Below are 19,155 nucleotides of genomic sequence, written 5' to 3' on the forward strand. Positions count from 1 at the left end.
GTCTCCGCCCCGCTCCCCGCCCCCCGGTCACCGCCTCCGCGAGTGCGCGGAAGTCGTCGCACTCGAGCTCGAGTGCGACGACTTCTGCACACTCGCGGGAGCCGGCGAGGACCGCGCGCACCCGCGAGTGGCCGCGCGTCCGCGAAAGCCAGCACACATTGCCCGCGGCAGAATGTGGACATGCGCAGCCTCGAAGTCCTCCTCGATCCGGAGTCGGAGGCTCGCGTCCGCAGCCAGTGGGAGGCGCTCGAGGCGGCCGGCATCCCGAGCCTCGCGCTGCACACGTCCGCCAGCAACCGCCCGCACCTCACCCTGGTCGCCGGGCCCGAGCTGACCGCCCCGGAGCCGGGCGCGCTCGGTCCGCTTCCGGCGACGGCCGACCTGGGTGCCGTCCTCCTCTTCCCGCACGCCGGGCGCTTCGTCCTCGCCTGGGGAGTGGTCCGCTCGCCCGCCCTCGACGCTCTGCACGACCGGGCCACGCGCCTCGTGCCGGGCGGCGTCGACACCTCGCTGCCGGACGCCTGGACGCCGCACATCAGCGTCTCGCGCCGCCTCCGCGCCGAGCAGCTCGGCGACGCCGTCCCCCTCCTCGGCGAGCCGTTCACCGTCGGCCTCGCGGGCGTCCGCTTCTGGGACGGCGACACCCGCACCCTCACCGACCTCTGATCCGGGCGCCGCAGAAGACCCCCGACCACCCCGCAGCCGCCTCCCCAGCTCCCTCCCTGCAGCCCTTCTCCACAGTTCCCCGCACCCCCGGGGCGGCGTCGGAGGCGGCGGGTAGAGTTCCCCGGGTGACAGAGCCCACCGCGACAGCCCTCCCCGCCCCGCCGCTCGCCGACCCCTCGGCGGAGTCCCGCGGCGGCGTCCGGAGCGACGCGGCGAGCGGCGCTGCGGGCTCCGGATCCTCCGAGGCGCAGGCGATCCTCGAGAAGGTCTTCGGCTACGGCTCCTTCCGCGGCGAGCAGCAGGCCATCGTCGAGCAGGTCATCGGAGGCGGCGACGCCGTCGTCCTGATGCCCACCGGCGGCGGCAAGTCGCTCTGCTACCAGATCCCCGCCATCGTGCGCCCCGGCACCGGCGTGGTCGTGTCCCCGCTCATCGCGCTGATGCAGGACCAGGTCGACGCCCTCCGCGCGAACGGCGTCCGCGCCGAGTTCCTCAACTCCACCCAGGACGCGGGCGAGCGCAGCCGCGTCGAGCGCGCCTACCTCGACGGCGAGCTCGACCTGCTCTACGTCGCTCCGGAGCGCCTGGGCAACGAGGGCATGAAGCAGTTCCTCGCCCGCGGCCGGATCGCCCTCTTCGCGATCGACGAGGCCCACTGCGTCAGCCAGTGGGGCCACGACTTCCGCCCCGACTACCTCGCACTGGGTGAGCTCGCCGAGCGCTGGCCCGACGTCCCGCGCATCGCCCTCACCGCGACCGCCACCGAGGCGACGCACCGCGAGATCACCTCGCGCCTGCACCTCGGCGCCGCCCGCCACTTCGTCTCGAGCTTCGACCGCCCGAACATCCAGTACCGGATCGTCAACAAGGTCGAGCCGCGCAAGCAGCTGATCGACTTCCTGCGGCGCGAGCACGCGCACGACGCGGGCATCGTCTACGCCCTCTCCCGCAAGAGCGTCGAGGCGACGGCCGAGGCGCTGCGATCGGCGGGCTTCGACGCCGTCGCGTACCACGCGGGACTCGACGCGCGGGTGCGCGCCGCCGCCCAGTCGCGGTTTCTCCGCGAGGAGGGCGTCATCGTCTGCGCGACCATCGCCTTCGGCATGGGGATCGACAAGCCGGACGTGCGGTTCGTCGCGCACATCGACCTGCCCAAGTCGGTCGAGGGCTACTACCAGGAGACGGGTCGCGCCGGCCGTGACGGACTGCCGTCCACCGCCTGGCTCGCCTACGGCCTGCAGGACGTGGTGCAGCAGCGCCGGATGATCGACGAGTCGCCGGGAGACCTGGCGCACCGTCGGCGGATGTCCGCGCACCTGGACGCGATGCTCGCGCTCTCCGAGACGGTCCAGTGCCGCCGGGTGAACCTGCTCGCCTACTTCGGCCAGGAGAGCACCGCCTGCGGCAACTGCGACACCTGCCTCGAGCCGCCCGCCTCCTGGGACGGCACGGTCGCGGCGCAGAAGTTCCTGTCGACGGTCGTCCGCCTCAAGCGGGAGCGCAACCAGCAGTTCGGCGCCGGTCACATCATCGACGTCCTCCGCGGCAAGACCACGCCGCGCACCACCCAGCACCAGCACGACGGCCTCGCCACCTGGGGCATCGGCGCCGAGCTCAGCGACACCCAGTGGCGCGGAGTCGCCCGCCAGCTCCTCGCGCAGGGCCTTCTCGGCGTGAACGACGACGGCTTCGGCACGCTCGTGCTCACGCCCGCGTCCGGCTCCGTCCTCAGCGGCGAGCGGAAGGTCGAGCTGCGGCAGGAGCCGGAGAAGCCGGCCCGCTCCAGCGGATCCTCCCGTTCCGGGCGGTCCACCGTCGCCGAGCTGTCGGGCGAGGCTCAGCCGCTGTTCGAGCGGCTCCGGGAGTGGCGCGCCGCGCAGGCCCGCGCGCAGGCGGTCCCGGCCTACATCGTCTTCAACGACGCGACCCTCCGCGAGATCGCGACCGCCGAGCCGGCGACGATGGACGCGCTCAGCATCATCGGCGGCGTCGGCCAGAAGAAGCTGCTCACCTACGGCGAGGCCGTTCTCGCCGTCGTCGCGGGGGAGAGCCCCGAGATCGCCGTCCCGGAACCCGGTGAGGAGGCTCCCGCTCCCCGCCGCGCGCCGGCCGCCCGTGGCGGGTCGTCCCGCTCGCAAGGGGCGAAGCCCTCGTTCGGCCGCGAGTCGTCCGGTCCGCCGGTGTCCGCCACTCAGCCGCCGGAGGACGACTGGGTGCCGCCGGACGAGCCCGACTGGGAGCCCGGCTGGGACAGCTACTGATCCGTCGCTGAGGCGCGCGGTTCACCGCCCGCGACGGAGGCGGGCGCCGGCGCGGGCGATCGTGTTCCGGCGTCCGCGTCGACGATCGTGCCCACCTCGTCACCGACGCGAGCGTCCTCGGCCCGACGCACCGACGAGCGCCCTCAGCCGTTCGCGCCCGTCGACGCCATCCACCCGCCGAGCAGCGTGCAGCAGAACGACACCGCGAGACCCGCCACCGGCACCCAGAACGCGATGCGCCGCCGCACCAGCAGCACGATCGAGACGACCAGCGCCGCGAGGAACGGCACCCACACTCCTCCTGCGGCGAGGACCACCCCGCCCTCGATCAGGCCGATGTCGCAGGCGTTCGATCCGCCGCACGAGTCGCTGGCCATCGCGAAGAACAGCCCGAAGAACGACAGCAGCAGCGTCACCGCGGAGGCCACGAGGATCAGCACGATCGTCAGCACCAGGTCCCAGACGCGGACCGGGCGCCGATGCGGCACCCCGGATCCCGGCGCGGCCGGAGGCGCGGGAGGCGCGGCCGCGACGTCCACGGGCGGCGCACCCGGAGTCCGGGGAGGCGCTGCCGCGACGTCCGCGGGCGGCCCGGCCGCCGGGTGTCGGGCGGGCGGAGGGGGAGGCAGCGGCGGCTCGCTCATGCCGAGAGACTAGCGAGGCGGCCTCCGGTGCGGCGTCCCTCCTCCGCAGAAGCAGCCCGTAGGGACAGCCCGTTCAGCACACGGACGGGCCGTCCCCTCCTCCGCTCCCGTCGGCAGGGACAGCCCGTCCAGCGCACAGACGAGGCGCCCCGTCTCCGCCTGGTCGGTTCCGACAACGCGCTTCCGCCTCCGCCCGGCGCCGTTTGTGCCCGGGCGACGGAACGTTTCCGCCGCGCCGCCGCGCGACCTACCGTGCGAGGACCGCCTCCGCTGCCGCGCCCGTCGGCGCACGACGCACCGGGAGCGGCCCGAACCGCAGACGGTCGAAGGGACATGAACACCATGGTCAGCACCGCTCCCCACCCCCGCTCCGCCGCCGACGCCGCCGACCGGGCGGCCACCGGACGCACGCGGGCCCGGCGCTCCCGCTCGGGCTCCATCGCGCCCACGCCGCCGGTGGACTCCCTCGGCTCCGAGGTCGACGCGCGCCTGGACGAGGACGGCGCCCCCGCCGTCGACGTCGCCGCCCTCGGCGAGATCCTCCTCGGCGCCTGGCGCGAGCAGCGCCTCGCCAGCCGCGCCCTGACCGCCCGCCCCGAGCTGCACCGCACCGACGGCCTCCCGATGAAGGAGCACCGCCTCCGCGTCTCGGAGCAGATGCGCGTGCTCGCGGCCGAGGGCGGCGTGCACCGCGCCTTCCCGGTCGACCTCGGCGGCGAGGCCGACCACGGCGGCAACATCGCCGGCTTCGAGGAGCTGGTCACCGCCGACCCGTCGCTGCAGATCAAGTCCGGCGTGCAGTGGGGGCTCTTCGGCGCCGCGGTCCTGCACCTGGGCACTCGCCCGCACCACGAGAAGTGGCTGCCGGGGATCATGAGCCTCGAGATCCCGGGCGCCTTCGCGATGACCGAGACCGGGCACGGCTCCGACGTCGCATCGATCGCCACGACCGCCACCTACGAGGACGGCGAGTTCGTGCTGCGGACGCCGTTCCGCGCGGCCTGGAAGGACTACCTCGGCAACGCGGCGGTGGACGGGCGCGCGGCGGTCGTCTTCGCGCAGCTGGTCACCCGGGGCGTGAACCACGGCGTCCACGCCTTCTTCGTCCCGATCCGTGACGAGCAGGGCGCGTTCCTGCCCGGCGTCGGCGGGGAGGACGACGGCCTCAAGGGCGGTCTGAACGGGATCGACAACGGCCGCCTCCACTTCGACGGGGTCCGCGTCCCGCGCGAGAACCTGCTGAACCGCTACGGCGACGTCGCCGCCGACGGCACCTACTCCTCGCCGATCGCGAGCCCGGGCCGCCGCTTCTTCACCATGCTCGGCACGCTGGTGCAGGGCCGCGTCTCGCTCGACGGAGCCTCGGTCGCCGCGGCGAAGATCGCGCTGACGGTCGCCGTCACCTACGGCGACCAGCGCCGCCAGTTCACCGGCGGCGGCGAGCGGGAGGAGGTGCTGCTCGACTACCAGCGGCACCAGCGCCGCCTCCTGCCGCGCCTGGCCACCACCTACGCCGCCGCCTTCGCGCACGAGAAGCTGCTGACGGCATTCGACGAGGTCTTCTCCGGCGCGAACGACACCGAGCAGTCGCGGCAGGACCTCGAGACCCTCGCCGCGGGGCTGAAGGCGCTCTCGACCTGGCACGCTCTCGACACGCTGCAGGAGGCGCGCGAGGCCTGCGGAGGCGCGGGCTTCCTCGCGGAGAACCGGCTCACGCAGCTGCGCGCCGACCTCGACGTGTATGCGACCTTCGAGGGCGACAACACCGTGCTCCTCCAGCTGGTCGCCAAGCGCCTGCTGACCGACGTCGGACGCCGCTTCAAGGGCGCCCAGCCCGCGGAGCTCGCGCGGTACGCCGCCTCGCAGGTCGCGGGGGCGACCGTCGACAACTCGGGTCTGCGCCGTCTGGCCCAGGTCGTCGCCGATCGCGGATCGACGGCCCGCTCGGTCGGCCAGCTGCGGGAGGACCAGCGCGAGCTGCTCACCGGCCGCGTCGAGAGCATGGTCGCGGGGATCGCCTCACGGCTGCGCCCGGCGTCGAAGCTGCCCTCCGACGAGGCGGCCCGCCTGTTCAACGCACACCAGAGCGAGCTCATCGAGGCGGCGCGCGCGCACGCCGAGCTGCTGCAGTGGGAGGCGTTCACGGAGGCGCTCGCCGGCGTCGAGGACGCGGGCACGCGCACCGTCCTCACCTGGCTCCGCGACCTGTTCGGCCTGGGCCTGATCGAGAAGCACCTCGACTGGTACCTCATCCACGGGCGCCTGTCGTCGCAGCGAGCGGTCGCGGTGACGTCCTACATCGACCGGCTGCTCGCCCGCATCCGCCCGCACGCCGCCGACCTGGTCGCGTCGTTCGGCTACGGGCCCGAGCACGTGCGCGCGGCGATCGCGACCGGCGCCGAGGCGGAGCGCCAGGAGGAGGCGCACGCCTGGTACGAGGCCGCCCGCGCCTCCGGCACCCTCCCCACTCCGGAGAAGCGCCGCTGAGCCCCTCCTCGAGATGCCGCTCCGGTACGCGACACGTCGCGCGAGGCGCACCGGAGTGGCATCCCGTGGCGACAGGACGGGGAGGGGCGCGTCAGGACGCGAGGAACGCCAGCGCCTGGTCGCGCTCGGCGCGCAGCTCGAGCACGGACTCGTCGATCCGCGCGCGGGAGTGCGCGTCGATCTCGAGCCCCTCGATGATCCGCCACTCGCCGTCGACGGAGCGGACCGGGAACGAGGAGATCAGCCCCTCCTCCACCCCGTAGGAGCCGTCCGACTCGACGGCGGCCGAGGTCCACGACGTGCCGTCGACCCAGTCGCGCACGTGATCGATCGCGGCGGAGGCGGCGGACGCGGCCGAGGAGGCTCCGCGGACCTCGATGATCTCGGCGCCGCGCTTGGCGACCCGCGGCTCGAACTCCGTGTGCAGCCACTCCGCGTCGACCAGCTCGGGCACCGGCCGTCCGCCGACGGTGGCGTGCGTCGCGTCGGGGTACTGCGAGGCGGAGTGGTTGCCCCAGATCGCGACGCCCTCGATCGCGTCGACGGGGGCGTCGAGCTTCGCGGCGAGCTGCGCGACCGCCCGGTTGTGGTCGAGGCGCGTCATCGCGGTGAAGCGGCCGGCGGGGATGTCCGGGGCGCTGCGCCGCGCGATCCAGGCGTTGGTGTTCGCCGGGTTGCCGACGACCAGCACGCGGATGTCGGAGGCGGCGTGCGCGTTCAACGCGGCGCCCTGGGGCCCGAAGATGCCCGCGTTCGCGGCGAGCAGGTCGGCGCGCTCCATGCCCGCGCTGCGCGGCCGGGCGCCCACGAGGAGGGCGACGCTCGCGCCGTCGAACGCCGCGGCCGGGTCGTCCGTCGCCTCGATCCCGCGGAGGAGGGGGAAGGCGCCGTCCTGCAGCTCGAGCGCCGTGCCCGCGGCCGCGCGGAGGCCGGAGGGGATCTCGAGCAGGTTCAGGCGGACGGGGACGTCCGGCCCGAGGAGCTGACCCGAGGCGATGCGGAACAGGAGCGCGTAGCCGATGGCGCCTCCCGCTCCCGTGACCGTGACCGTGACCGGAGTGCGCTGCTGGTTCATGCGCCGAGCGTATTCCCGCCGGCTGGGGGAGGGGGAGGAGTCAGCCGGACGGCGGGCCCTCGGCGGGAGGCGCCGTCGACCCGCGGAGCACGAGCTTATTGCGCAGCCGCACGTGCTGCTCGGCCACGCTCCCGCCGTCGATCAGCGTCAGGAGCGCCCGGGCGGCCGCGCGCCCCACGCGGTGCAGCGGCTGCCTCACCGTCGTGAGCGCGGGGACCACCCGGGAGGCGTCGGGCACGTCGTCGTAGCCCACGACCGACAGCTGCCCCGGCACCGAGAGGCCCAGCGCCCGGGCCGCCTCGATCACGGCGATGGCGGAGGCGTCGTTCGCGGCGAGGACCGCCGTCGGGCGGTCGGGCAGCAGCAGCAGCTCGTGGGCGGCGGCGAGGGAGGGGTCGTGCCGGTAGTAGCCGACCCGTACGAGCGCGGGGTCGTAGGGGAGGCCGGCGTCCGCGAGTGCCCGCTGGTAGCCCGCGCCGCGCCGGTGCGACGACTCCAGGTCGGGGCGGCCCGCGACGAAGCCGATGCGGCGGTGGCCGAGCCCGATCAGGTGGCTCGTCGCCAGCTGCGCTCCGCCGAAGTCGTCGGTCGCCACCGAGTGCAGCTCGGTCTGCGCGGTCAGCGGGTCCACGACGACGAGCGGCAGGTCCGACGAGGGGATCACGCCGGAGGGAGTCACCAGGATCGCTCCCGCTACGTGCGCCTCGGTGAGGCGCCGCAGGGACTCCTGCTCCCAGCCCGCTCGGCCCCGGCGGCTCGCCCCGCTGCCGGCGAGGAGGTCGAACCGGGTCCCCCGGAGCGCCGTCGCCACTCCCTGCAGCACCTCCGTGCCGAACGGCTCGAAGTCGCCCAGGAGCACGCCGATGACGCCCGAGCGCTCCGCGCACTCCGTCGTCACGACCTCCTGCTCGGCCTCCGCCGTCGCCGCCCCTGCGGACATCCTCGTCCCCTCCCGCCGTCCCCGCCCGGCCGCGGCGGAACGCGGTGATCGCCTCGCTGCGCTGCTCCGGACGGTTGAGAACACGTCCTTGCAATCGGGAATGTTCCCGGTAACATTGCCCTCAAGACTAGCTGAGGGAAAGCTCAGCAGTCGAGAGAGACGAGTGTCGGGCAGCCTTTCTCCCCTCAGTGCTGAGGGGGTCGAGAGCTGGAGCTCGCGTGGCCACGCTGTGGAAGCCGCCGCGCACGAGCCGTCCGCCGCTCTCCGCGCGTCCTGCGCTCCAGGCGCGGCCGAACGCCCCTCGGGCTGCGCCGCGCTCCGTCCTCTCGCGGCCTCGGGCCGCGCCACCACTCCGCGCCGTCCGGCGCTCGACCTGATCGGCGACGATGCCGATCGAGTGAGGAACACCATGTCCACGCGACGCACCCCCCGACCCCTCTGGCTCGTCCGCTCGGGCGCCGCTCTCGCCGGCTGCCTGCTCCTGTCCGGCGTCGCCGCCGCGGCTGCGGCCGCCGACACCGAGTACGGCTCCGACGACGTCGACGTGAACGTCAGCATCGAGGAGCTGGAGCAGCCCGGCGCCCTCTCGATGTCGATCGACGGCACCTCCGCCACGCTCGCCGAGGAGGGCTCCACCCCGACCGTGCGCGCCTTCACGGGGCAGCTGCCCGACGTGACCGTGACGGACACCCGGACCGTCGACGAGATCCCGGCCGGAGCCGGCTGGTACGTCCTCGGCTCGGCGAGCGCCTTCACCGGCGACGCGGACCAGGAGGACATCTCCTCCGACCACCTCGGCTGGACGCCGGTCCTCGTGGACGGCGGCGAGTCGGGCCTCGTGTCCGAGGGCGACCCGGTCGACACGATCCTCGACGAGGGTGCCGACGCCGTGGGCCTGTTCGACCAGGAGCTGCTCGCGCTGTCGCTCGACTCGCAGGAGACCGCGACGGACGGGTCCTGGACCGTGTCCGCGGGCCTCACCCTGAAGACCGAGGCCGACGTCGCCCCCGGCGACTACTCCTCCGTCCTGACGCTGTCGCTGTTCGAATGACCCCGATGCGCGCAGTCGCCTCCACGGCGATCGGCGCCCTCCTCGCGGCGGGCCTGCTCGCCTCCGGCGCGGCTCCGGCGACCGCGGCCGGCGCCTGGTCGCCGAAGGCCTCCTACACGTCGACGGACCGCGGCGACGGCACCTACTCCGTGCCGCTGCTGAACGCCGACGTGCCCGACGTCAGCGTCGAGCGCGTGCCCGCGTCCGAGAACGACGAGGGCCGCGACATCTACTACATGATCAGCACCACGATGCACCTCAGCCCGGGCGCCCCGATCATGAAGTCCTACGACCTCGTCAACTGGGAGATCGTCAACTACGTCTTCGACCGGCTCGAGATCGGCGACCGCTTCTCGCTCCGGAACGGGCAGAACTCCTACGGCAACGGCCAGTGGGCCTCGTCGCTCCGGTACCACGACGGCCGCTACTACGCGGTCTTCAACACCAACAACCTCGGCGGCTCCTACCTCTACTCGACCGACGACATCGAGGACGGAGCCTGGACCCGCACGGCCCTCGGCCGCGCCTTCCACGACCCGTCGCTCTTCTTCGACGACGCGGACGGCGGCACGCCGTACATCTTCTACGGCTCCGGATCCACCAGCGCCGTGAAGCTGAGCGAGGACCTGACGACCGTCGTCGCCGAGTACCCGAACATCCTCCGCACCTCGGACTACCCGGGAGCCGGCTACCTCGGCGGCCTGTTCGAGGGCGCGCAGGTGCAGTACATCGACGGGCAGTACTACATCGTCATCATCACCTGGCCCTCGGGCCAGGGCCGCCAGGTGGCGCTGTTCCGCTCGTCCGAGCTGCTGGGCCGCTACGCGACCGCCGACGGCAGCAACCCCTACGAGGGCAAGGGCGTGCTGAACTCCAGCGGGTTCGCCCAGGGGAGCCTCGTGCCGATCGCGAAGGAGGACGGCTCGACCGCCTGGCACGGCATGTTCTTCCGCGACAGCTTCCCGACCGGCCGCATCCCCGGGCTCATCCCGGCGACGTGGAAGGACGGCTGGCCGACGTTCGGGACGAACGGCTCGGTGCCGGTGGGCGGGAGCTTCCCAAAGCCGATCCGCCTCAGCCCCGAGGAGGAGCTGTTCGAGCGGCAGAAGAGCATCGTCGTCTCGGACGACTTCGACAACGACGCCCCGGCGAAGGCCTACCAGGACGAGTCGTGGACGATCCCGCCCGCGCCCGCCTACGACGCGTCGCTGCTCGGCGTGCAGCTGCTCCAGAACCCGGGAGCGGAGTCGGGGACGGCGCCGTGGGCCGGCCAGTTCGGCGCGACGCTGTCGGCCGACACGACCGACCCGGCGTCCGGCACCGCCGCGCTCCGCGTGGGCACCCGCACGCTCAACGGCTCAGGCCCGAGCCAGGTGCTCGCGAACAAGCTGCAGCGCGGCGTGACCTACACCGTGTCCGCGAAGGTGAAGTACACGACCGGCCCCGCGTCGGTCCGCTTCAACCTCTGCGCCGACTTCGGCGCGGGACCCGTGACGATGGCCTCCGCCGCCGTCACGCAGGGGCAGTGGACGACGATCACGGGGACCTACACGGTGCCCGAGACCGCGAACGTCGGCAGCGTGAAGTTCGCCGTCGAGACGCCGTGGGGCAATCCGCAGCCGGCGTCCTCGAGCACCGAGTACCTGCTCGACGACGTCTCGCTCGTCGGCGCCGCTCCCACCCTCGAGCGCCCGACGGCCGCCGAGATCGAGCCGAACGGCTCGACCCTCGCCCTCCCCTGGCAGTGGAACCACGCCCCCGACAACCGCTACTGGTCGCTGACCGAGCGCGAGGGCTGGCTCCGCCTCACCAACGGGAAGGTGCTCAGCGGAACGGCCGCGCACACGCGTCTCTCGGGCTCGCCCGAGATGACGTACCTGGAGGAGGCGCGCAACACGCTCTCCCAGCGCATCGTGGCTCCGAAGCAGTCGGCGGAGGCGGCGTTCGACGTCTCCGGGATGAAGGACGGCGACGTCGCCGGCCTCGCGGCCTACAACCGCGGCTTCTCCTACGTCGCGGTCAAGCGCGTGGACGGCGTCACCACCGTCGGCGTCGTGAACCGCAGCCAGCCGTTCGCGACCACGTTCGACCAGGCGGCCGTGGAGTCCTTCCTCCCCGGCACCACCGCCGCCCTCGGCGACGCCTCGCAGGTGCGCCTGAAGGCCGACCTCGAGCTCTCGGCCCCGGCCGGACAGCTCTGGACGACCTTCTCGTACAGCCTCGACGGGACGAGCTGGACGAAGCTCGGCAGCCGCGTCGGCCCGCAGACCCTCGACGGTCAGCTCACGCACTTCATGGGCCACCGCCTCGGGCTGTTCAGCTACGCGACGAAGACCGCCGGCGGCCACGTCGACGTCGACGAGTTCCTCCTGAGCGACACCCTCTCCTCGGAGGGGAAGGCGCTCGACCGCTCGCAGCTCGACGCGGCCGTCGCTCACGCGGCGACGCTCCGCTCCGACGACTACCCGGCCGACGCCTGGTCCGACCTCCAGTCGGTCCTCGCGAAGGCGCAGGCGGTCGGCACCGCGGGAACGCAGAACCAGATCGACGCCCCGGAGCGCGCGCTCAGCTACCAGCTGGCCCGCCTCGGGACGCTGAAGGAGGCGTCGCTCGACGTGACCGCCGCCGCCGCGACCCGCTGCATCGCGGGGAAGGTCGTCGTGACCGTGCGGGCGACCAACGCCGACGACGTGCCCGTCGTTCTCCGGATGGAGAGCGCCTCCGGCACGAAGACGGTCGCCGCGCTCGCACCCGGCGCCACGACGAGCCACGCCTTCACCACGCGGGCGGCCTCGGTCCCCGCCGCCGAGGTGGTCGTGACCGCGACCGCCACCCTCGACGGCGAGCCGGTGACGACCACGGTGAGAGCGCCCCACCCGGCCGCGTCCTGCGGCTGAGCACTCCGGGGGCGGCCCGCGCGGCCGCCCCCGCCCCCGAACGCGTCAGCGGCACCCGTCGCCGACGATCTCCTGCACGACACGATCAAGGAGGATCCGTGAGATCACCACAACGAGAAGCCGCTCCGAAGGGGCGGTTGCGGCTGAGGCTGCTGGCCACGGCCGCGCTGACCGCGCTCCTGGTGGCACCCTTCGCCGCCCAGACCTCGTCCGCCGCTGAGGCGGAGCTCATCGTCAACGGCGGCTTCGAGAGCGGCATCAGCAGCTGGTTCGTCAACAACGGCAACGCCGCCGACGCCGGCGCCATCGCGACGACCACGGACGCGCGCACCGGCACCGCCGCAGCGCTCGTCACCGGCCGCACGACCACCGGCGCGGGCGCCATGCAGGACCTCAGCGGCAAGGTCGTCGCCGGCCAGACCTACCAGGTCAAGGCGCAGATCAAGTACGAGAACGCCGCGAGCCCCGCGACCAAGCAGTTCTTCGCCACCATGCACTACGGCGGAGGCACCTACACGAACCTCGCGAGCGTCACCGCCACGAAGGGGCAGTGGGCGACGATCAACGGATCGTTCACCATCCCCGCCGGGCAGAGCGTCGCGACCGCGCGCCTCTTCTTCGAGACGCCGTGGACCGCGACTCCCTCGGCCGCGCCCGAGACGCACCTCATGGACTACAAGCTCGACGACGTCTCGCTGGTCGGAGCGGCGCCGCCCGCGCCCGCCTCGCGCACCATCGAGGTCGTGGGCAAGATCCCGGGCGACCACAACCCGCTCATGGGCTGGAAGTTCGGCGCCGACGGCTTCGGCTTCGTCGAGAACGGCCGCGTGTACATGTACATGACGAACGACACCCAGGGCTACGCTCCGAACCCCGCCACGGGCGTCTCGGCGGGCATCGACTACGGCAAGATCAACCAGATCACCGTGATCTCCTCGGACGACCTCGTCAACTGGACCGACCACGGCGAGATCCAGGTCGCCGGCTCCACCGGAGTCGCGCCCTACACCGGCAACTCGTGGGCTCCCGGCATGGCGAAGAAGACCGTGAACGGCGTCGACAAGTACTTCCTCTACTACGCCAACGGCGGCGGCTCCAGCAACGTGATCACCGGCGACTCGCCGGTGGGTCCGTGGACCAGCCAGCGCACCTCCACGCTCATCAACGCGTCCACCCCGGGCGCCGAGGCGGTCGCGTGGAAGTTCGACCCGGCACCGCTCGTCGACGACGACGGCCAGGGCTACCTGTTCTTCGGAGGCGGACCCGCCTCGACCGCGCTCCCCGCGGCCGAGCGCTTCAACAACCCGAAGAACATCCGCGTGATCGAGCTCGGCGACGACATGATCTCGACCCAGGGCACCTCCGCCGTCGTGGACGCGCCCGTCGCGTTCGAGGCGGCCCAGGTGTTCAAGCGCCAGGACAAGTACTACCTCTCGTACTCGTCCCACTTCGGCGGCAACGACTTCGGCGGCAACCAGACCCGCGAGCCCGGCTACCCGGGCGGCGGCGAGATCGGCTACATGATCTCGGACGACCCGATGTCCTGGCCCAAGGAGAACTACGCCGGCGTGATGTTCCCGAACCAGAGCCGCTTCTTCGGAGCCGGCACCGGCGGCAACAATCACCAGTCGGTCTTCGAGCTGGGCGGCAAGTACTACTTCACCTACCACGCGCCGACGCTCAACAAGCGGATCAACGGCGACACCACCCAGGGGTACCGCAGCCCGCACATCCAGGAGCTGCAGTTCAACGCCGACGGCACGGTGCAGCAGGTGGTCGGCGACTACAAGGGCGTCGACCAGGTGAAGGACTTCGATCCGTACCGCTCCTTCCCGGCCGAGACCATCGGCTGGAGCAAGGGCATCGCGACGGCGCCGCTCGGCACCCCCGCCGCGGGCGCGACGCAGAACCTCGTGCTGAAGGACCTCGACAACGGCGACTGGACCGCGCTGTCGGCCGTCGACTTCGGGGACACCGGAGCCGCGACGTTCACCGCGAAGGCCAAGGCGCTGCAGGCCGGCGGCACCGTCACCGTCCGCCTCGACTCCGAGACCGGGCCCGTCGCGGGCACCGTCGCGGTGAACGGGACGACCGGCGAGTGGACCGACGTCAGCGCAGCGCTGACCGGAGCGACGGGAGTGCACGACGTGTACTTCAGCTACTCCGGACCCTCCGGCGACCTGTTCGAGCTCGACACCTTCGCCTTCACCGAGGGCGAGGCTGCTCCGGCGCTCGACATCACGGCGAGCGCTGCGACCCGCTGCATCGCGGGCAAGGCGATCGTCACCGTCCAGGCGAGCAACGGCTCCGACGTCCCCGTCGGCGTGACCTTCACGTCGACGTCCGGCACGAAGTCGTTCACCTCGGTGGCGCCCGGCAAGACCGTGTCGCACGCCTTCACCACCCGTCAGGCGAACCTGCCCGCCGGTGCGGTGACCGTCGAGGCCACGGCCACGATGAACGGCGCCCCCGTCGAGACGGAGGTGAGCGCTCCGTACGCGGCGCGCCCGTGCTCGTAGCGCACGGCTGAACCACCGGGGAGCGCCCCCGGCCCTGCGGGGCCGGGGGCGCTCCTGCGCGTGCGGGGGAGATCTCGATACGCCTCCGGGGCTGCTCGATCAGCATGTTCGCCGTACTGCTGGTCGAGCAGCGGCGCCTCGAGACCCCAGCTCGGTCAGCGGGCGTCGGCCAGGCGCATCGTTCCGCCGGCCTGGGCGGCGAAGGCGCGGGCGGTCGCCGCGATGGTGCGCTGCATGACCCGCGCCGCGGCGGTCGGCGCGAGGTCCGCCGGGCGCGCAAGGCTGATCGTCCGGGTCAGGGTGGGCTTCTCGAGCGTCGGCTCCTCGAGGCGGATCGAGCGCAGCCCCGGGCGCCCCTGCAGCACCATCGCCGGGACGACCGCGACCCCGATGCCCCGCTCGGCGAAGCGCAGAACCGCGTCCATCTCGGCGCCCTCCAGCACCACGTCCGGCTCCAGGCCCGCGGCGGCGAACGCGGCGTCGGTCGTGCGGCGCAGGTCGTAGCTGGAGTTGAAGACGATCTGCGGGAGGCGGGCGACCGCCGCCAGGTCGAGCGCGCCGGTCGCGGCGAGGGGAGGCTCCGCGGCGGAGGAGACCACGACGAGCTCCTCGACGAGCAGCGGCGTCACCGTGAAGGCGCCGGGAGCGGCCGCGGTCGAGGTCGTCACCAGCGCCAGGTCGAGCTCGCCCCGTGCCAGCCGGTCGAAGAGGCTCCGCGACCCGTCCTCGGCGAGGTGCAGCTCCACGGCGGGATGCGCGGAGTGGAACGCGTGCAGCACCTCCGCGACGAGGCTGATGCAGAGCGTCGGCGTCGCGCCGAACCGCACCCGGCCGCGCTCGAGTCCGGCCAGCTCGGCCAGCTCGCGGCGCACCGATCCGGCGTCGGCGAGCATGCGCCGGGCGAGCGGCAGCAGCAGCTCCCCGGCCGGTGTGAGGGTGCTGCCGGAACGCGCCCGGTGGAAGAGCTCGGAGCCGAGGTCCTGCTCCAGCGCGGCGATCCGGCGGCTCAGCGAGGGCTGCGCGAGATGCAGCTCCTCGGCGGCGCGGGTGAAGCTGCCGAGGCGGGCGACCTCGACGAATCCGGTGAGCTGCTCGAGATCCACATGCATACCCTATGCGCATGGCCGTGCCCAGCATTATGCATTGGAGTAATCGAAGTGCCGTGCCTAGCGTGGAGGCATGACCACTTCAGAGACCACCGCACCGGAGCGCCGGATCTCCACCTCCGTCCTCGTCATCGGCACCGGCGGATCGGGCCTGCGCGCCGCGATCGAGCTCGCCGAGGCGGGCGTCGACGTCCTCGCGCTCGGCAAGCGCTCGAAGTCGGACGCGCACACCTCCCTCGCCGCCGGCGGCATCAACGCCGCCCTCGCCACGATGGACCCCGACGACAGCTGGCAGCAGCACGCGGCCGACACCATCACCGAGTCCTACCAGCTCGCCAACCCGCACACGGTCGAGATCGTCACCTCCAACGCCGCCCGCGGCATCCAGGACCTCGAGCGCTACGGCATGCCGTTCGCCCGCGAGGACGACGGCCGCATCTCGCAGCGCTTCTTCGGCGCGCACACCTACCGCCGGACCGCCTTCGCGGGCGACTACACCGGCCTCGAGATCCAGCGCACGCTCGTCAACCGGGCCGCCCAGCTCGAGATCCCGATCCTGGACACCGTGTACGTCACGCGCATCCTCGTCAACGAGGACGGAGCCGTGTTCGGCGCCTACGGCTTCGACCTCGTCGACGGCACCCGCTACCTGATCCACGCGGATGCGGTGATCCTCGCCGCGGGCGGGCACAACCGCATCTGGCGCCGCACCTCCTCCCGTCGGGACGAGAACACGGGCGACTCGTTCCGCCTGGCCGTCGAGGCCGGCGGGCGCCTGCGCGACCCCGAGCTCGTCCAGTTCCACCCGTCGGGCATCATCGAGCCCGAGAACGCGGCGGGCACGCTGATCTCCGAGGCCGCGCGCGGCGAGGGCGGCATCCTCCGCAACGGCCTCGGCGAGCGTTTCATGGGCAAGTACGACGCCGAGCGCCTCGAGCTCTCGACCCGCGACCGCGTCGCCCTCGCCTGCTACACCGAGATCAAGGAGGGTCGCGGCACGCCCAACGGCGGGGTCTGGCTCGACGTCTCGCATCTGCCGCGCGAGACGATCATGACCCGGCTGCCGCGGGTGTACCAGACGATGCTCGAGCTGCAGATGCTCGACATCACGAAGGACCCGATCGAGATCGCGCCCACGGCGCACTACTCGATGGGCGGGGTCTGGGTGCGCTCGGACGACCACAGCACCGACGTCCCCGGGCTCTACGCGATCGGAGAGGCCTCCAGTGGACTGCACGGCGCCAACCGCCTCGGCGGCAACTCGCTGATCGAGCTGCTGGTGTTCGGCCGCATCGTCGGTCAGGCGGCGGCGGAGTACTCCGCCTCACTGACCGCCCAGACGCGCTCGGCCGCGTCCGTCCAGGTCGCCCGCGACGAGATCGCCGGCCTGCTCGCGGCCGACGGCACCGAGAACGTCCGCGCCCTGCAGCGCGCGATCCGCAACACGATGACCGAGCACGCCGGAGTCGTCCGCGACGAGGAGGGCCTGCTCGCCGGGCTCGCCGAGCTGGACGCGATCGAGGCGCGCATCGCCGACATCGGCGTGCACCCGGACATCGCCGGCTTCCAGGACCTCGCCCACGCCTTCGACCTCAAGTCGGCCGCGATGGCCGCGCGGGCCACCCTCGAGGCCGCCCTCGAGCGCCGGGAGAGCCGCGGCTGCCACAACCGCAGCGACTACCCGGACATCGACCCGGCCCTCCAGGTGAACCTCGTCTGGTCGCCCTCCACGGGGATCACCCGCGAGGAGATCCCCGCGGTGCCGGAGGAGATCCAGGCGCTGATCAGCGGCGAGGTCGCCACTGCGGGCAAGCTGCTCGAGTAGCCGGAACCGCGACGGCACGACGCCGGTCGCCCTCACCGCCTGCTCGCCGGGCACCACCGGCGCCCAGGCGCCCCCGGGATCCTCCTGGGGACCACGGACAAGGTCACCGCCCTGGATCCCGCCGGCTCCTGGGATCTCGGCTCGGCGACGCTGCAGAACCAGGTCTTCTCCTGGCTGCTGACCTCCGCCCCCGGATCGACGGATCCCGTGCCGGACCTCGCGGCCTCGGCCGAGTTCACCGACCCCACCCACTACCGCGTCGCCCTGCGCGAGGACGCCGCCTTCGCCAACGGCAATCCGCTCACCGCCTCGGACGTGGTCTTCACCTTCGAGAGCCAGGTGGCGATCACCGCTCCGAACGGCCCCTCGTCGCTGCTCTCCGACATGGTCTCGGTCGAGGCGGAGGACGACTCCACCGTCGTCTTCACGCTGGCCACCCCGGACAACGCCCTCTGGCCCCAGATCCTCACCAGCCCCGCCGCCGCGATCGTCGACGAGGACGTCTTCTCGGCCGACTCCCTCACCACCGACGACGACATCGTCGCCGGCGACGCCTTCAGCGGGCAGTACTCCATCACGAGCTACACGCTGAACTCGCTCGTGCAGCTCACCCGCAGCGACTCCTATGACGGCCTCCTCGGCGCCGCCGCCAACGAGTCCATGATCATCCGCTACTACGCGGACGAGAGCAACCTCAAGCTCGACATCCAGCGCGGCGAGATCGCGGTCGCCTACCGCACGCTGAACGCGACCGACACCGAGGACCTCCGCGGCGAGGAGGGCCTGACGGTGCACTCCGGTCCCGGCGCCGAGATGCGCTTCCTCGTCTTCAACCCCGAGACCATGCCCTACGGCTCCGCGACCCCCGAGGCCGACGCCGACAAGGCGCTCGCCGTCCGCACCGCCGTCGCCGACCTGATCGACCGCGACGAGCTGTCGGACCAGGTCTACAAGGGCACCTACGCGCCGGTCTACTCGATCGTCCCCAGCGCCCTGACCGGATCGACGCCGGCGTACGAGCAGGCCTTCGGCGACGGGAGCGGCGGTCCCAGCGCGGACGAGGCCGCCGCCGCGCTCCAGGCCGCCGGGATCACCTGTCCCGTCGATCTCAAGCTGCAGTACAACACCGACCACTACGGCTCCAGCACCTCGGACGAGTACGCGCTCATCAAGAACCAGCTCGAGCGCAGCGGGCTGTTCACGGTCGACCTGCAGTCGACGGAGTGGACGCAGTACGTGAAGGAGAAGTCGACGTCCTACCCGCTCTACCAGCAGGGCTGGTTCGCGGACTACCCGGACTCGGACAACTACCTGAACCTGCTCTACGGCACCGACGAGGCCCCCTCCATCCTCGGCGCCGCCGTGAAGGACGACGCCTACAACGAGGTCGTGCTGCGCGAGCGGAGCCTGGCGCCCGGCGACGAGCGCACCGCGGCGATCGAGGAGGCGCAGCGCCTCGCGGCGGAGAAGGCGATCACCGTGCCGCTCCTCGAGGGCACGGAGACCGTCATCGCCTCCTCCACGATCTCGGGCATCGACGACACGCTCGACGGCTCCGGCCGATTCCGCTTCGGGCTGCTCCGGAGCGAGTGATCGGGGCGCGCTGATCGGCCGGACGGGCCGCGGCGCCGCAGGAGGGGGAGACCCTCGGCGGCCGCCGCGGCCCGTCCGTGCGTCCGGGGGC

Annotated in this window: 12 protein-coding genes; 8 read left to right on the forward strand and 4 right to left on the reverse strand. The window is 72.7% G+C overall.

Annotated features, from left to right (window positions below):
• Positions 1–180: 180 nt before the first annotated feature.
• Together C5C53_RS16965 and recQ are read left to right on the forward strand one after the other, a co-directional pair.
• Positions 181–666 (forward strand): 2'-5' RNA ligase family protein, encoded by a 486-nt coding sequence (locus C5C53_RS16965; RefSeq protein ID WP_104226039.1) that lies wholly within the window; start codon positions 181–183, stop codon positions 664–666.
• 125 nt (positions 667–791) lie between these two features.
• On the forward strand, positions 792–2,927 hold the full coding sequence (gene recQ, locus C5C53_RS01530; RefSeq protein WP_181127693.1) for a DNA helicase RecQ: 2,136 nt from the start codon (positions 792–794) through the stop codon (positions 2,925–2,927).
• Positions 2,928–3,070: 143 nt separating this feature from the next.
• Here the strand turns inward: recQ and C5C53_RS01535 are convergent, their stop codons facing one another.
• Positions 3,071–3,571: a DUF6264 family protein gene (locus tag C5C53_RS01535; RefSeq protein WP_219812655.1), complete on the reverse strand. Its 501-nt coding sequence runs from the start codon at positions 3,569–3,571 to the stop codon at positions 3,071–3,073.
• A 342-nt stretch (positions 3,572–3,913) separates the two neighbouring features.
• On the opposite strand from C5C53_RS01535, the gene C5C53_RS01540 reads away from it, so the two are divergent.
• Positions 3,914–6,058: an acyl-CoA dehydrogenase gene (locus tag C5C53_RS01540; RefSeq protein ID WP_104266766.1), complete on the forward strand. Its 2,145-nt coding sequence runs from the start codon at positions 3,914–3,916 to the stop codon at positions 6,056–6,058.
• Between the two features lie 91 nt (positions 6,059–6,149).
• Here the strand turns inward: C5C53_RS01540 and C5C53_RS01545 are convergent, their stop codons facing one another.
• Together C5C53_RS01545 and C5C53_RS01550 are read right to left on the reverse strand one after the other, a co-directional pair.
• A complete protein-coding gene (locus C5C53_RS01545; RefSeq protein WP_104224379.1) occupies positions 6,150–7,133 on the reverse strand; it encodes a malate dehydrogenase in 984 nt (327 codons plus the stop codon).
• A gap of 40 nt (positions 7,134–7,173) precedes the next feature.
• Positions 7,174–8,073, reverse strand: a complete 900-nt coding sequence (locus C5C53_RS01550; protein WP_104226034.1) for a LacI family DNA-binding transcriptional regulator — start codon at positions 8,071–8,073, stop codon at positions 7,174–7,176.
• A gap of 409 nt (positions 8,074–8,482) precedes the next feature.
• Here C5C53_RS01550 and C5C53_RS01555 point away from each other — a divergent pair, with 409 nt between their 5' ends.
• From C5C53_RS01555 to C5C53_RS01565, 3 genes are all read left to right on the forward strand, one after another.
• Positions 8,483–9,124 (forward strand): hypothetical protein, encoded by a 642-nt coding sequence (locus tag C5C53_RS01555; RefSeq protein ID WP_104233676.1) that lies wholly within the window; start codon positions 8,483–8,485, stop codon positions 9,122–9,124.
• Between the two features lie 5 nt (positions 9,125–9,129).
• Complete coding sequence (locus C5C53_RS01560) at positions 9,130–12,021, forward strand: family 43 glycosylhydrolase (protein WP_258075348.1); 2,892 nt, start codon at positions 9,130–9,132, stop codon at positions 12,019–12,021.
• A 98-nt stretch (positions 12,022–12,119) separates the two neighbouring features.
• Positions 12,120–14,540, forward strand: a complete 2,421-nt coding sequence (locus tag C5C53_RS01565) for a family 43 glycosylhydrolase (protein WP_219813951.1) — start codon at positions 12,120–12,122, stop codon at positions 14,538–14,540.
• 155 nt (positions 14,541–14,695) lie between these two features.
• On the opposite strand, the gene C5C53_RS01570 is transcribed toward C5C53_RS01565, so the two are convergent.
• Complete coding sequence (locus C5C53_RS01570) at positions 14,696–15,649, reverse strand: LysR family transcriptional regulator (RefSeq protein ID WP_104266636.1); 954 nt, start codon at positions 15,647–15,649, stop codon at positions 14,696–14,698.
• Positions 15,650–15,719: 70 nt separating this feature from the next.
• Here C5C53_RS01570 and C5C53_RS01575 point away from each other — a divergent pair, with 70 nt between their 5' ends.
• Positions 15,720–17,471, forward strand: a complete 1,752-nt coding sequence (locus C5C53_RS01575; RefSeq protein ID WP_104224384.1) for an L-aspartate oxidase — start codon at positions 15,720–15,722, stop codon at positions 17,469–17,471.
• Between the two features lie 207 nt (positions 17,472–17,678).
• Complete coding sequence (locus tag C5C53_RS01580) at positions 17,679–19,064, forward strand: ABC transporter substrate-binding protein (protein ID WP_104262328.1); 1,386 nt, start codon at positions 17,679–17,681, stop codon at positions 19,062–19,064.
• The last annotated feature ends 91 nt before the right edge of the window (positions 19,065–19,155 follow it).

Origin of the sequence: Rathayibacter sp. AY1E3 (genome assembly GCF_002932235.1) — a bacterium.
Lineage (GTDB): Bacteria > Actinomycetota > Actinomycetes > Actinomycetales > Microbacteriaceae > Rathayibacter.